This window comes from Streptomyces sp. NPDC050625, from assembly GCF_040654755.1.
Lineage (GTDB): Bacteria > Actinomycetota > Actinomycetes > Streptomycetales > Streptomycetaceae > Streptomyces.
On sequence record NZ_JBFAIQ010000002.1, the window covers coordinates 577,700 to 590,863 of the forward strand.

The window sequence follows — 13,164 nt, forward strand, 5'->3', positions numbered from 1 at the left end:
ACCGACGAACCCGAAGGAAGTCCCATGCGCGGCATCATCCTCGCCGGCGGCTCTGGTACCCGGCTGCGCCCCCTCACCAGCGTGCACTCCAAGCAGTTGCTGCCGGTCTACGACAAGCCCATGATCTACTACCCGCTGTCCGTCCTGATGCAGGCCGGCATCCAGGAGATCTTGATCATCTCCGCCCCCGACCACGTGGCGACCTATCGGTCGCTCCTCGGCGACGGCGCTCGCCTCGGCATCTCGCTCACCTACACCGTGCAGCAGGCGCCACGCGGGATCGCCGAAGCCCTCGTCCTGGGCGGACCGTTCACGGACGGGCAGGACATCTGTCTCATCCTCGGCGACAACATCTTCTACGGGCACCGGCTGCCCGACATGCTCCGCCAGGAGGCCGAACGGCTCGACGGCTGCACGCTGTTCGGCTACCCGGTCAGCGACCCGGAGCGCTACGGCGTGGCGACCGTCGATGACGACGGGACCATTGTCACCCTGGAGGAGAAGCCCGTCGCGCCCGCCTCCAACCTCGCCGTCACCGGGCTGTACATGTACGACGCCGACGCGGTGAGCCGGGCCGCCCGGCTCACCCCCTCGGCGCGCGGCGAGCTGGAGATCACCGATCTCAACCTCACCTATGTCCGCGAGGGGCGCGCCCGGCTCGTCAACCTGGGTCGGGGGTCGGCGTGGTTCGACACCGGCACGCACGACAGCCTCCTCGAGGCGGCGATGTTCGTTCAGGTGCTGGAGAAGCGCCAGGGCATCCGCATCTCCTGTCTCGAAGAGGTCGCCTACCGCATGGGCTACGTCGGCAAGGAGCAACTGGCCCTGCTCGGCAAGGAGATCTCGCCGTCGTCCAGCTACGGCCGGTACGTGATGGAGCTGGCGAACGCCTGATCGGCGAGCGTCCCCGGCCGGCCCCTGAAGGGGCGTCCTTTGGGCTGCCAAGAGATGACAGCATACTGGGCGGCGCGCCAGTAAACACTCATACGGGGGTGGGGCGGGAGAGTGGCTCCCGAGCCCGATGCGACCCCACGTCCGTCCAGATCGCGTCCCGCGCGCTGTTTCGATCGGGGGCTCCGGCACCGGGGCCACCGCCCGGTTCCCCCTCCTGACGACCCTGTCCCCCCGCCGCGACGAAGCGGCGGTGTGTGCGCGTGACGTCCGCGACGCCGTGCCCGGGGGCCTCGGTCCGATGCCGCCGTGACCGGCACCGCCACCCACGGCCCAACCCCGAAAGGTGTCTTCAGATGAAGGTTCTCTACCTCCCGGCCGAAACCGGCACGGGTCACAACATGCGGGCCCTCGCGGTCGCCGCGAAGGTGCGCGAGCTGTTTCCCGAGTCCGAGCAGCACGTGTATCTCGGCTCCAAGAGCGCGGTCTTCACCCCGATGTTCGAAGCCCACGGGGTACAGGTGCATGTGGCGCCGGCCGAACGGGACCACGCCAACACCTCACAGCTCGGCCGGAGTTTCGACTGGACCACGTACGTCACCGGCTATCTGGACCGGACGTTCATCAGCGGCGACAGGATGCTCAACGCGGTGGCACTCATCGCCTCCGTCCGGCCCGACGTCGTGGTGAGCGACTACAACGTGGCCGCCAGCCTGGCAGCCGAGGTTTCGGGCGTGCCTCATGTCCTGATCACCGAGCGCTACGACTTCACGCTCGGCCAGCTCGACAACGACAGTCTGGTGGAAGCCGGCTTCATCATCGGCGACACGGACGAGGTGGACGCCATCCGCTCCTCGCTCACCACCTTGTTCGACTGGGTGACACGGCGCGCCCGGGCGGTACTCACGGACAAGCCGACCGTCGACCAACTCGACTGCGGCACGCCCGTGTTCCGCGCCATCGCGGCGGGCAACGGCCACTTCGTCGGACCGATCGTGCGCGACGCGTGCGCCGCCGATCCGGCCCCGCGCGAGGAGGTTGACGAACGATTCGGCCTCGCCGGGAGCCAGTACATCGTCGCCGGGTTCGGCGGCACCACGATGTTCACCGAGAACAAGGACCGCCTGCTGGCCAACTACCTCGCCGCCTTCGAGAAGCTGAGGGCGGCACATCCGCAGGCCCGGCTCGTGGTCATCGGCAGGCAGGAGTTCACCGAGGACATCGACGGCGTGGTGTTCCTCAACTACGTCACCGACTGGCACTCCCTGGTCAAGCACGCCAAGGTCGTGCTCTCGCCCCCGGGGTGGATCTCGGTGACGGAGATGGCGGTGATGAACGCCCCTGTCGCCTACGTGCTCAGCGGCCGCGACGAATACCACGAACTCGAGGCGATGCGCCGCCTCGCGCTGCTCGGCTACACCACGGTGACGGAACCGGACGCGGCGACGCTCCTCGGCATTCTGCAGGACGCGTTCTCCGCGTCGGACACGTTCACCCGGACGACCACCGAGGCATCGCGGGCGATCGCACCCACCAGCAACGGCGCCGAGGTGGCGGCGAAGCTGATCGGACAGGCGGTCGCCGAGGCCCGTGCGCACGCCGAGCCGGCCGGTGTGTCCTGAACGCGGGTCGCCCGAGGAGGGACCCCGTCGGCGCGTCGGCCGATCACTTCGCCGTCCCCATCCGCATGCATCACGATGACCATTCCATGAAAAAGGGTGTTCCGATTGTTTGCGTACCCCGAATTCGCGGCACCACCTGCCCTGCCCTCACCGACCCGCATGATGCTGCACAACGAAGGCTCCACGACCGTACTGCTGCAGTCGCTCGTGGGCTCCGCGCTGTCCGCGGAGGTGCTGCCGGACATGGACATCGGTTCGCTTACACCGTCCGGCCATCTCGCCAAGGTCTTCGACGCCGTCCCGCACACCGACCTGGGTATCCGCCATTCCCGGCTGCGTGACAGCGCAGGCGCGGTGGTGAGCGAGAACCTCATCACCTTCCGCCGGAGCGACCGCGACCACGTCATACCCACCGGCGATACGCCCTTCGGACTGCACACCCGGCAACTGGGGCTGTTCGAGCGGCGTCGGATCTTCGCCGTCGGGGTCACCACCGACCACTTCGGCATGCTCCCGGCCGGCTCGCCCGGCCGCGCCTACGAGATCGCGTTCTCCAACCGCGTCACGGTGCTCGTGCACGAGGTCTTCAACCCCCGGTTCCTCGCGACCGGGGCGCCGGCGAGCGCGTCCGTGAACGAACGGCCGACGGCGGACGGCGCACGGGCCGTCGCGGGGGAACACCACCAGCCGCGGTGGCCGGACGCGTTCGAGGCGGAACACGTGCGCAGGGTTCTCCGCCACGTGGACCCGCTCGTGTCGGCCGCGGACTGCCGTGCCCTGCGCTCCGAGCTCGCGACGCCCGCCTTCCTCCTCCAGGCCGGGGACTGCGCGGAGACCTTCCGGGACAACACCCCCCGCTCTGTGGTGAACCGTCTGGACCTGCTGCGCACCATGTCCGACCGGATCACGGCGGCCTCCGGAGCCCGGGTCGTCACCGTCGGCCGGATCGCCGGCCAGTACGCCAAGCCCCGCTCCTCACCCGTCGAGCGACGCGGTGAACTCGCCCTGCCCTCCTACTTCGGCGACGCCGTGAACTCCGTGAACTTCTCCGAACGAGGGCGCACACCCAACCCTCGCAACCTGTTGCGCACCTACCAGGAATCGAGCAAAACCCTCTCATTCATGGCGGGTTCGGGCGTGTTCACCTCCCACGAAGCCCTGCTGCTGGACTACGAACGGCCCCAGACCCGGCGCTGCCCCGACGACGGCCACCGGTACGACATGTCCGCGCACCTGCTGTGGATCGGGGAACGCACCCGCTCCCTCACCGGTCCGCACATCGAATTCGCCACGGGAATCGCCAATCCGATCGCCGTCAAGGTCGGACCCGGCTGCGCCCCGCAGGACCTGCTCTCCCTGCACGCCGTGCTCAACCCGGACAACCTGCCCGGACGGCTGACCTTCATCTTCCGCATGGGTCGCGCCCATGCCCATGAACGCTGCCGGGAACTGCTCACCGCCGCGGCGGACTTGGGACTCGCCGACCGCTTCGTCAGCGATCCCATGCACGGCAACGGGACGACCAGCGCGCGGGGCGTGAAGACCCGGACGATGCCGGCGATCGAAGAGGAACTGCACGCGTTCTTCGCGGCCTGCCAGGACACGGGGATGCTTCCGGGTGGCGTTCATCTGGAGGTGTCCGGCGACGACGTCACCGAGTGCGTCGACGCGGACGTCGATGATGCCTACCTGGCCGACCGGTACCGCACCGCCTGCGACCCCCGGCTCAACCCCGGCCAGGCGGTGCGACTCGCCGACCTCGTCGGGCGCCTGCTGGCCGCGACGTCAGCGGTCGAGCCGGCACTGAGTATGACTGCTTGACCTGCACCGGCCAGTTCATGGTCCTGTTGGACAACACGATCACCAGCGTTGCGTTGCCGGACATGCGGCTGCGCCGGTGCCCATCACACAGGTCTGGCCGAACCCACGGGTGCAGGCTATGTGTGGTTCGAGGAGCGCTTTCCCGGGCTCGCAGAGGCATACTGCTTCACCCTGGTGCACAGCGTGCCGCCTTCAGAGGTTCTCCATCGTCTCCAGGGACGTGAGGGGCCTCCGCGCACCGGGGCGGAGCAAATAGTAGAGGCGGCCTTTGACCTCCTGGAATCCGACGACACCCGGCAGCTGATCGCCATGGCGAGCATCGGGGACTGGACGCTACTGATCGAGCCCAACGGCTATCTCGGCGTCACCGAAGAGAAAGCCCTGCCGGCATCCGCCGGCACCAGCTGGATCTCGCACTTCGTCAACATCAACGGCGTCGACTCGTTTCTCTGGGCCGACGACACGACGAACCGCCTGGCCTTCGAGCCCGGATTTCCCGACAGCCGATGGGGAACGAGCCCCGACGAACCCCTGAAAGCCATGCACGACATCGGCTTCCAGTCCTGGGAGGAGACATCCGACACCGCGGAGGACCTGTCCGCACCGGCAGCGTTCGCGCTGGCCGAGCATCTGAGCGGCGTCCGCATCACACCTGAGCTGCTTCAAGAGACGACGTTCACCTGCGGCAGTGCAAAGATCAGGTGACCCGGTCGTGGCTTCCCTTCCTCACGACGTGCATACGACGCCGTCGCCGCACAGCTCGGGTCGCCCCAGGACTCGATGACGCGGACTTCGAACGCAGTCGTCAACCCGAGTCAGCAGTGCCGCGTCGCTGCGACCGTTGGGGCTTCCGGATCGACAACCGCATGGTCGTCACCAGTGTTTGCTGAGCCGGGGGACCGACGGGTCAGGTAAGGGTCAGGTAGTCATTCCACCTGCGGCTAGGTGGTCGCTCATGTCGCTCACCAACCCCTTACCTGAACGCTCGGCTCTGGCGACGAGTGCCTCGAAGGCTCTGAGGCGGCGAAACGTCTCCGCATAAACCATCTGCTTCTCCAGGGGAAGCTGGAGCACTTGCAACCGCCGGATGTCGACTCGGGAGGAGCTGGAAGCATGGGTGCCTGCCTGGCGCCCGTTGGCCGGAGCGCGCAGACAGCCGGCGAGGAAGTGGGGATCGAGCCTCTCCGAGTCCACCCGCAGGGCGTAGAGCTGGGGGCCGAGAGCCATCGGTGCGCCCTCGTGCACCCAGGCCTTGAAGGCCCGGATCACCCCGGCGACCACTACATCGCCCTTTTCGGCAAGGGTGTGGGCGGATGTGGTGGCCAGCAGCCCGCTGGGAGCACCGTCGTGCAGCAGGTCGGTGATGGTGAGGAGCGGCACGGCGTTCCCGCTGACAGGTGCCGTCGTCTCCAGGGGCTGCAGACCGGCGCGCAGCGTCAGCGCGCCTGCCTTCACCAGGTCTCCCACCGTCGTCGTGGTCTGCTGGGTGCCGGTCTCGACATCGAGTACGAAGAGATGCTGTGCCTGATCGGCCAGCTCGGTCAGCAGGGCTCCGAACTCGCTCCAGTTCTTGCTGAGTTCTTTCGGCGACGGCTCCGACGCCGACGCGGTGTAACGCCCTGGAGTGACATCCACCTCGTCGTCCAGCAGGTCGAGCAAGGGAACGCGCACGGCGCTCTGCGGCGGCTCCTGCCCGGGGTGGTCGAGGGTCGCCAGCGCGGTGAGGACGAAGGAACCGAGAGCATCCCAGTCGGGGCTCGGCTCGCGTGTTCCCGATCGTGCGAAGCCTGTGGCGTCCACCAGGAGGGCGTCCTGGCTCGGGGGAGGGCCGGCAGGGCCGTCCGCCGCTGCTCGCAGGACCCACAACTGCAGGGACACGCTGTGCGGTTGGGCACTGCCCGGAGGCAAGGACACCACCGCCCGAAGCGCTCCGGTGCGCAGCAGCGAGCCGCGGATGCGCCGGCCCGCCTTGCGTGACGCGACCGCGGGTGGAAGGACGACCACGGCGACGCCGCCGGGCTTCAGGTGGGAGAGGAGGTGCTGGACCCAGGCCAGTTCGGGCTCGGTCCGTGGGGGCAGCCCGTGGGCCCAGCGCTGGTCCGTTGCGAGTTCCTCGTACCCCCAGTCACGTTCGTTGAACGGCGGGTTGCACAGCGCGATATCGGCCTTGGCCCCGGTGAAGGGGTCATCCCGCAGTGCGTCGGACGCGGCGATCCGGGTGCGGATGTCACGGTCGTCCGCGACGTAGTCGAGCCGGGTGGATGCCAGCGCGGCCAGCGCCGGATCCCGCTCGCACGCGAGCAGCTCGAGGCCCGGGCCGTCGTACTCCTGCGCGGCCGCTGCCGCCAGGTGTCCCGTGCCGCACGCCGGATCGAACACGGTCAGTCCGCCGTCCTGCGGACCGAGACGGACGGTGAGGGCGATCCGGGTCATCAGCGTGGCGAGGGGTGGTGGCGTGGTGCTGAGCTGCCGGACATGGGTCTCCAGCCACCGTTGCAGCAGGAACTCGAAGGTGTCGCGCGGCCCCTCCGCCCGCCCCAGCTTCGCCGCCTCGGCCACCAGCTCACGAGCCTGCGGGGAGAGTTCGGGGTGGGTGATCCGCGCCCTTGGGGACCGCATTCGGCGGGCGGCCTCGGCCACGGCCAGACCTGACTCGTTCCGGCTGCCGAGAATCTCGAATCGTGGCCAGAGGAGTTCCTTACCGCCGATGTCCTTGAGCTTCCCGTTGTCGCGCAGCCACTGTTCTACCTCGGCCAGCGAGAACTGCGGGCTGACGTCGGTGCCGCCGATCCGAGTGGGGAAGGAATCGTGGCGTCGGCGCCAATTGCTCACGGCGGCTCGCCCGACGCCTGCGATCCGGGCGATCTCGGCCAGGCTGACTGGTACGGCGTCGGGGGTACTCATCGATCAGTCTCCGAGGTGTATGGCGGCTGAGCCGAGGTCGGCGTCCCAGCGGCCGTATGGCAGGGAAGGCTACTACGCTCATTGACTCTGTTCACAGAGCTTACGTTCCACAGTGATGTGTGGGGAATGTGGAGGTCAGGGAAGATGCCGGGTCTTGCGCCGGGAATGGTGCTCTGCGGCCGCTATCGGCTGGAGTCGGTTTTGGGACGTGGCGTCATGGGGCAGGTGTGGCAGGGGCGGGACCTGCCCCTCGACCGGCCCGTCGCGATCAAGACCGTCGCCACGGAACTGCTGGCCGTGGCGAGCAGCCGCGACGCGGCCCTCACACGGTTCAGCAGGGAGACGCGGGCGGCCGCACGCCTGGATCACGCGAACGTCGCCACCGTCTTCGACGCGTCGCTCACGGACGACATCTGTTGCCTGGTGATGGAACTGATCGAGGGCACCACTCTCGAGTACCTCTTCGACCAGCAGGAGGAGGGACGTTTCGACCTGCCCTCGGCGGTCGCCGTCGCCGCACAGCTCTGCGCGGGACTGTCCGCGGTCCATGCGGCCGATCTCGTCCACCGGGACCTGAAGACGCAGAACATCATGATCCGGCGGGACGGCGTCGTGAAGATCCTGGACTTCGGCCTGGTCAAGCTGCTCAGTGACACGGATCCGCGGCTGACGACGACCGGCGAGGGCATCGGCAACCTTTTCTGCGCCTCTCCCGAACTGCTGGCGGGACATGACCGGCTCGACGGCCGCAGCGACCTGTATGCCGTGGGCTGCCTGCTGCACCACATGCTGACGGGCGCGACGCCCTTCCCCACCCATCAGCCCGCACTCCTGTCCTCCCACCATCTCGCCTCGCCCCCGCCCCTCGTCGCCGACTCCGGGGTGAACGTGCCCGGCGACCTCCAGGACCTGCTCTCGGCCCTGCTCGCCAAGCGGCCCGAGGACCGTCCCTCCTCCGCGGCCGAGGTCTACGCGGCCCTCGCGCCCCACCTGCCGGACCCGCATCCCGAGTTGGCCGTCAGGCGCACTGTGCCCGAGGATCCCCGCCGGCCGTTCCTGGTCCCGCAGGGGCCGATGCCCCTGTGAGTCACACCGCTTCTTCCCGGCACTCCAGGAGGGTGGTTGCAGGAATCGTCTTTCTGGGTACCTAGGGGCTGGAAGTGCCGTGACCGGTGACACAATGATCTCGTCGGCCGGGTGCCGTGACGTGCCCGGCTGCCGGGAGGCGGCGGGCGCGGGGAGCGCCGGGACTGGGGACGGGGCGCGATGCGGCGAAGCCTTGGGCGGTACGAGCTCACGCACGAACTCGGCCGGGGCGGCATGGGCGTCGTCTGGGCGGCGCACGACCGCGACCGTCACCGCGAAGTGGCCGTCAAACTCCTGGCGACCCGCGGTCGCGGTGCCGAACCCAGCACCCTGGAACGTCGGTTCCTGCGCGAGATCCGCCTGACCAGTCGTCTGCGCCATCCGGGTGTCCCCGCCGTCCACGACCACGGCAACCACGAGGGCGAGCTCTACCTGGTCATGGATCTCGTCCCCGGCCGAGCTCTCGACGCCGTCCTCAAGGACGACGGGCCGCTCGGCATCGAGCAAGCGGCGGACGTCGCCCGCCGCACCGCCGAAGTGCTCTCCTACGCCCACATCCAGGGCGTCGTGCACCGCGACCTCAAACCGTCGAACCTGATGATCACCCCGGACGGAGGGATAAAGGTCCTGGACTTCGGGGTGGCCGCGGCCCTGGAACCGCAGTCCGGCGAGACGCACTTCACCGCCTCCAACGCCACCCCGGGCACGGTCGTCTACATGGCGCCCGAACAGGCCGTGGGACGTACGGTGCCCGCAAGTGACCTCTACTCGCTGGGCTGCGTCCTGTACGAACTGCTGACCGGCGCACCACCGTTCACCGACGGCAGTCCCTTCATGCTGTACCACCGGCACGCCAACGAGCCCGTCCCACCGCTGGCCGACCGCCGCCCCGACGTCCCCGACGGCCTGCGGACCCTGGTCGAGCGGCTGCTGGAGAAGAAGCCGGAGGACCGGCCTGGCTCGGCCGCCGAAGTGGCGGCCCTGCTCACCGCCTGGGCGCCCCGGCCGGCTTCCGCCGCCGAGTCGGCGCCCCCTCATCCACGCCTTGCCGAGATCGAGGCCCTGCGCAGCGCCGGCCGTCCAGCTCATGCTCTCGAGGAGTACCAGGAGCTGATGGTCGCCCCAGGACTCGACCGTGCCGGCCTGCTCGCCGCACGGGCCGGAGCCGCCCTGTGCCTGGGCGCACTCGGCCGCACTCGGGAGGCCCTGGACGAGCTGAAGTCGGTCCTGGCCGAACAGCGCAGCCTGCTCGGGCCGGGCCACCCCGCGGTGCTGGACTCCCGCTACGAGATCGCCGTCCTGCTGATCCGCACCGGGGAAAGACATGCCGCCGAGGAACTGCTGCGGCGCCTGGCCGACGAGGAGGACACAGTCCTGCCCTCGACCGGCGCCGGAAGCGGACGCAGCCGGACGCTGCTGGAGCGGCTGCGACGGATGAGCTGACGCAGTGGCATCTCAGCCACAATGCAACTTTGTAAGCTCTGTTCACAGTTGACGGATCGTGTTACGCTCCGTCGCGCCGTTCCGGTGGGGAGACAGGTCACGGTCTACGGACGGCGCAGGAAACACCGAGGGGAACAACGCTCATGACGTCGGCAGTTCAGCGTGCGACCGGGCGGACGGGGGCCGGACAGCTCCCCGAGGAAGGCAATCTCGTCGAGGTCCGCGGACAGTCGTGGGTGGTGGCACGGGTCGAGCCCTCCCCGCGAGCCGGTGACGGCGACGAAGACCGCCGCGGCGCGACCCTGGTCCACCTCCAGTCCGTCGCCGACGGCCGCTTCGGCGACACCCTCTCCGTCATCTGGGAGGTCGAGCCCGGCCGCCGGGTGCTGCCCGCCGGATCCCTCCCCGATGCCTCCACCGACTCATACGACTCCCCGAACCGCCTCGCCGCGTTCCTCGACGCCGTCCGCTGGTCCGCCGTCGCCTCCGCCGACGCCAGGACCCTCCAGGCCCCGTTCCGTTCCGGCGTCGCCGTGGAGCCGTACCAGCTGGAGCCGGTGTCGCGCGCGGTCGGCGCACCTCGTGTCAACCTCCTCCTCGCCGACGACGTCGGCCTCGGCAAGACCATCGAGGCCGGTCTCGTCGTGCAGGAACTCCTGCTGCGCGGCCGGGCCCGCCGCGCCATGGTCGTCTGCCCGGCCGGCCTGACCCTCAAGTGGCGCGACGAGATGGCCGAGAAGTTCGGCCTGGAGTTCACCATCGTCGACTCCGAGCACTGCGCCCGCCTGCGCCGCACCCACGGCACGGCAGCCAACCCCTTCCGCGTCCACCCCCTCACCATCGTCTCCCTGCCCTGGCTGCGCGGCCAGAAGGCGCAGCGCCTTCTGGACGAGGTCATCGGCGCACCCGAGGCGAGCGGCGACGGCGAGCACAAGCGGTTCTTCGACCTGCTCGTCCTCGACGAGGCCCACCACGTCGCGCCGGCCGCACCCAAGCAGGTGTACGCCGTCGACTCCCAGCAGACCAAGCTGATCCGGCGCCTCGTCCCGCACTTCGAGCACCGCCTCTTCCTCTCCGCCACCCCGCACAACGGCTATCCCGAGTCCTACACGGCCCTGCTCGAACTCATCGACGACCAGCGTTTCGCGCGCGGCGTCGACCCCGACAAGGAAGCCCTGAAGGACACCGTCGTACGACGCCTGAAGTCGACCGTCACCAATGCCGACGGCACGCCGCGCTTCCGCACCCGCAGGACCCTGGAACTCTCCGTCGACTACACGCCGGAGGAACGTGAGATCCACCAGCTGCTCGGGTCGTTCGCCGAGCAGCGCCGCAAGAAGCTCACGCCGAAGGCCCGTGGCGGGCGCCGCGCCGCCGACCTGGTGACCCTGCTGCTGAAGAAGCGCCTGTTCTCCTCACCGGCCGCCTTCCTGCACACCGTCCAGGTCTACCTCTCCCACCTGGAGGACACGGGACCGGCGAAGGGACGCGCGGCAGCCGCCGAAGTCCCCGAGTGGCTGGAGGAGTTCGCCGACCTCGTCGCCGACCTGGACGACACCGGCCTCGTCGACGCCGAGGACGACGCCCTGACCCGCTCCACCTCGCTCACGCCCGCCGAGGACGGCCGGGAACTGGACCTGCTGCAGGAGATGGAGCGCTGGGCCCTCACCCACGAGGCCGCGCCCGATTCCAAGGCCGAGGCGCTGATCCGCGAACTCAAGGCGATCTGCCGCCCGTCCGACGGCACGTTCTGGACCAACGAGCGGGTCGTCGTCTTCACCGAGTACCGCGACACCCAGGAATGGCTGTACGACCTGCTCCAGCAGGAGGAGTTCACCGGCGGCGGCCGTGTCGAACGCCTCCACGGCGGCCTGTCCGCCGAGGAACGCGAGCGCATCCGCCTCGGCTTCCAGGCCGACCCGTCCCTCCCCGAGGGCAAGGTGCGCATCCTGCTCGCCACCGACGCGGCCGGCGAGGGCATCGACCTCCAGAACCACTGCCACCGCCTGATCAACTACGACATACCTTTCAACCCCAACAAGCTCGAACAGCGAATAGGTCGCATCGACCGCTGGGGCCAGAAGCGGGACCCGGAGATCTACCACTTCATAGGCTCCGGATGGCAGCAGGCACAGGCCGGCTCCTACGAGGCCGACCTCGAATTCCTCTCCCGCGTCGCCAAGAAGGTCGCGCGCATGGAGCACGACCTCGGCTCCGTCAACGCCGTCCTCGCCGACGCCGTACAGCGCCGCATGACCGGCGACACCGCGCCCGTCGACATCGAGAACGCCAAACCGAAGCCGATCAAGGGCCGCCGCACCGGCGGCGAGGTCGCGCCCGAGCAGAACGTCACCGCCCAGACCAAGCGGCTCGCCGACCAGTACGAGGGCACCGTCTCCGCCCTCGGCCTGACCCCGGCCAACGTCAAGCGCGTCGTCGACACCGCCCTCGCCCTCGACCACCAGCCGCCTCTCCTGCCCTCCGCCTTCTGCGCCGAGCAGTTCGAGCCCGGCGACCTCTTCGAGGTGCAGCCCCTCTCCGGCAGCTGGGAGCGCGCCACCCGCGGCCTCGCCCACAAGCTCCGCGAGGGCGAGCAGCGCCCCCTCACCTTCTCGCCGGTGGCCGCCGCCCAGGCCGGCGACGACGTGGTCCTCGCCCACCTCAAGCACCCCCTGGTCGCCCTGTCGACGCGCCTGCTCACCGCCGCCGTCTGGAACGCCGACTCGGTCGGCCTCAGCCGCGTCACCGCCGTCGTGACCGACGACCCGGCGCTCACGACCACACTGGTCTCCGCCTACGCCCGCTACGTCCTCGTCGGCACCGACGGCACCCGCCTGCACGAGGAAGTCCTCTACGCGGGCGGCTGGTTCGGCGACACCGGCCGCTTCCGCCGCTGGGAGTCGGTGAACGAGCAGGGCAGGGTCCTCTCCCAGGCGCTCACGGAGGGCGCCGAGGCCGCCCCGCACCTGCGCAAGGAATTCACCGAGGCCTGGCCGGTGCTCCGTGACCCGCTCTACCGCTCCCTGGAAGCCCGCGCCACCGAACTCGGCCGCCAGCTGGAGAGTCGGCTCGCCGACCGCCGGGCCGAGGAGGAGCGTCGTATCACCGCCACCCTCGACCGCTTCGAGGCGACCCTGCGCGCGAAGCTCAGGGAGGAGGGCGACGGCGACGGCGAGCAACTCGCCCTCCTCTCCACCCACGAGCTGACCGGCCACGAGCGCCGCCAGTTCGAGGACGACCGCCGCCGCTGGCGCGAACGCCTCGAAGGCCTCCCCGCCGAGCGCGAGCGCGAACTCGCCGCCATCGCCGCCCGCTACCGCGAGCCCCGTTCCCACCTCTTCCCCGCCGCCGTCGTCTTCGTCGTTCCCGCAAAGGAGGCCCGCCGATGAGCCCCCGC

At 69.5% G+C, this 13,164-nt stretch carries 8 protein-coding genes; 7 read left to right on the plus strand and 1 reads right to left on the minus strand.

What is annotated here, in order from left to right; genetic code table 11:
• Positions 1-24: 24 nt before the first annotated feature.
• The 4 genes from rfbA (at position 25) to AB0I54_RS06840 (ending at position 5,039) form a co-directional block, all read left to right on the plus strand.
• Positions 25-894 carry a glucose-1-phosphate thymidylyltransferase RfbA gene (gene rfbA, locus AB0I54_RS06825; protein WP_363294828.1) on the plus strand — a complete coding sequence of 290 codons (870 nt, stop codon included), beginning with the start codon at positions 25-27 and terminating at the stop codon, positions 892-894.
• A 353-nt stretch (positions 895-1,247) separates the two neighbouring features.
• Positions 1,248-2,513 (plus strand): hypothetical protein, encoded by a 1,266-nt coding sequence (locus AB0I54_RS06830; protein ID WP_363294829.1) that lies wholly within the window; start codon positions 1,248-1,250, stop codon positions 2,511-2,513.
• 159 nt (positions 2,514-2,672) lie between these two features.
• On the plus strand, positions 2,673-4,334 hold the full coding sequence (locus AB0I54_RS06835) for a 3-deoxy-7-phosphoheptulonate synthase (protein WP_363294830.1): 1,662 nt from the start codon (positions 2,673-2,675) through the stop codon (positions 4,332-4,334).
• A 48-nt stretch (positions 4,335-4,382) separates the two neighbouring features.
• Positions 4,383-5,039 (plus strand): DUF6461 domain-containing protein, encoded by a 657-nt coding sequence (locus AB0I54_RS06840; RefSeq protein WP_363294831.1) that lies wholly within the window; start codon positions 4,383-4,385, stop codon positions 5,037-5,039.
• Between the two features lie 213 nt (positions 5,040-5,252).
• Here the strand turns inward: AB0I54_RS06840 and AB0I54_RS06845 are convergent, their stop codons facing one another.
• Positions 5,253-7,238 (minus strand): N-6 DNA methylase, encoded by a 1,986-nt coding sequence (locus AB0I54_RS06845; RefSeq protein WP_363294832.1) that lies wholly within the window; start codon positions 7,236-7,238, stop codon positions 5,253-5,255.
• A gap of 165 nt (positions 7,239-7,403) precedes the next feature.
• Here AB0I54_RS06845 and AB0I54_RS06850 point away from each other — a divergent pair, with 165 nt between their 5' ends.
• The 3 genes from AB0I54_RS06850 (at position 7,404) to drmD (ending at position 13,156) form a co-directional block, all read left to right on the plus strand.
• Positions 7,404-8,324 carry a serine/threonine-protein kinase gene (locus tag AB0I54_RS06850; RefSeq protein ID WP_363294988.1) on the plus strand — a complete coding sequence of 307 codons (921 nt, stop codon included), beginning with the start codon at positions 7,404-7,406 and terminating at the stop codon, positions 8,322-8,324.
• Positions 8,325-8,504: 180 nt separating this feature from the next.
• Positions 8,505-9,767: a serine/threonine-protein kinase gene (locus AB0I54_RS06855; protein ID WP_363294833.1), complete on the plus strand. Its 1,263-nt coding sequence runs from the start codon at positions 8,505-8,507 to the stop codon at positions 9,765-9,767.
• Between the two features lie 143 nt (positions 9,768-9,910).
• The gene (drmD, locus tag AB0I54_RS06860) at positions 9,911-13,156 is read left to right on the plus strand and encodes a DISARM system SNF2-like helicase DrmD (RefSeq protein ID WP_363294834.1); all 3,246 of its coding nucleotides are present in this window, start codon (positions 9,911-9,913) and stop codon (positions 13,154-13,156) included.
• Positions 13,157-13,164 lie beyond the last annotated feature (8 nt).

What these genes read in the sequence shown, in the direction of transcription:
- AB0I54_RS06855 (WP_363294833.1), top strand. Translation starts at nt 8,505, where the DNA reads ATGCGGCGAAGCCTTGGGCGGTACGAGCTCACGCACGAACTCGGCCGG.
- AB0I54_RS06830 (WP_363294829.1), top strand. Translation starts at nt 1,248, where the DNA reads ATGAAGGTTCTCTACCTCCCGGCCGAAACCGGCACGGGTCACAACATG.
- AB0I54_RS06850 (WP_363294988.1), top strand. Translation starts at nt 7,404, where the DNA reads ATGGTGCTCTGCGGCCGCTATCGGCTGGAGTCGGTTTTGGGACGTGGC.
- drmD (WP_363294834.1), top strand. Translation starts at nt 9,911, where the DNA reads ATGACGTCGGCAGTTCAGCGTGCGACCGGGCGGACGGGGGCCGGACAG.
- AB0I54_RS06845 (WP_363294832.1), bottom strand. Translation starts at nt 7,238, where the DNA reads ATGAGTACCCCCGACGCCGTACCAGTCAGCCTGGCCGAGATCGCCCGG.
- rfbA (WP_363294828.1), top strand. Translation starts at nt 25, where the DNA reads ATGCGCGGCATCATCCTCGCCGGCGGCTCTGGTACCCGGCTGCGCCCC.
- AB0I54_RS06835 (WP_363294830.1), top strand. Translation starts at nt 2,673, where the DNA reads ATGATGCTGCACAACGAAGGCTCCACGACCGTACTGCTGCAGTCGCTC.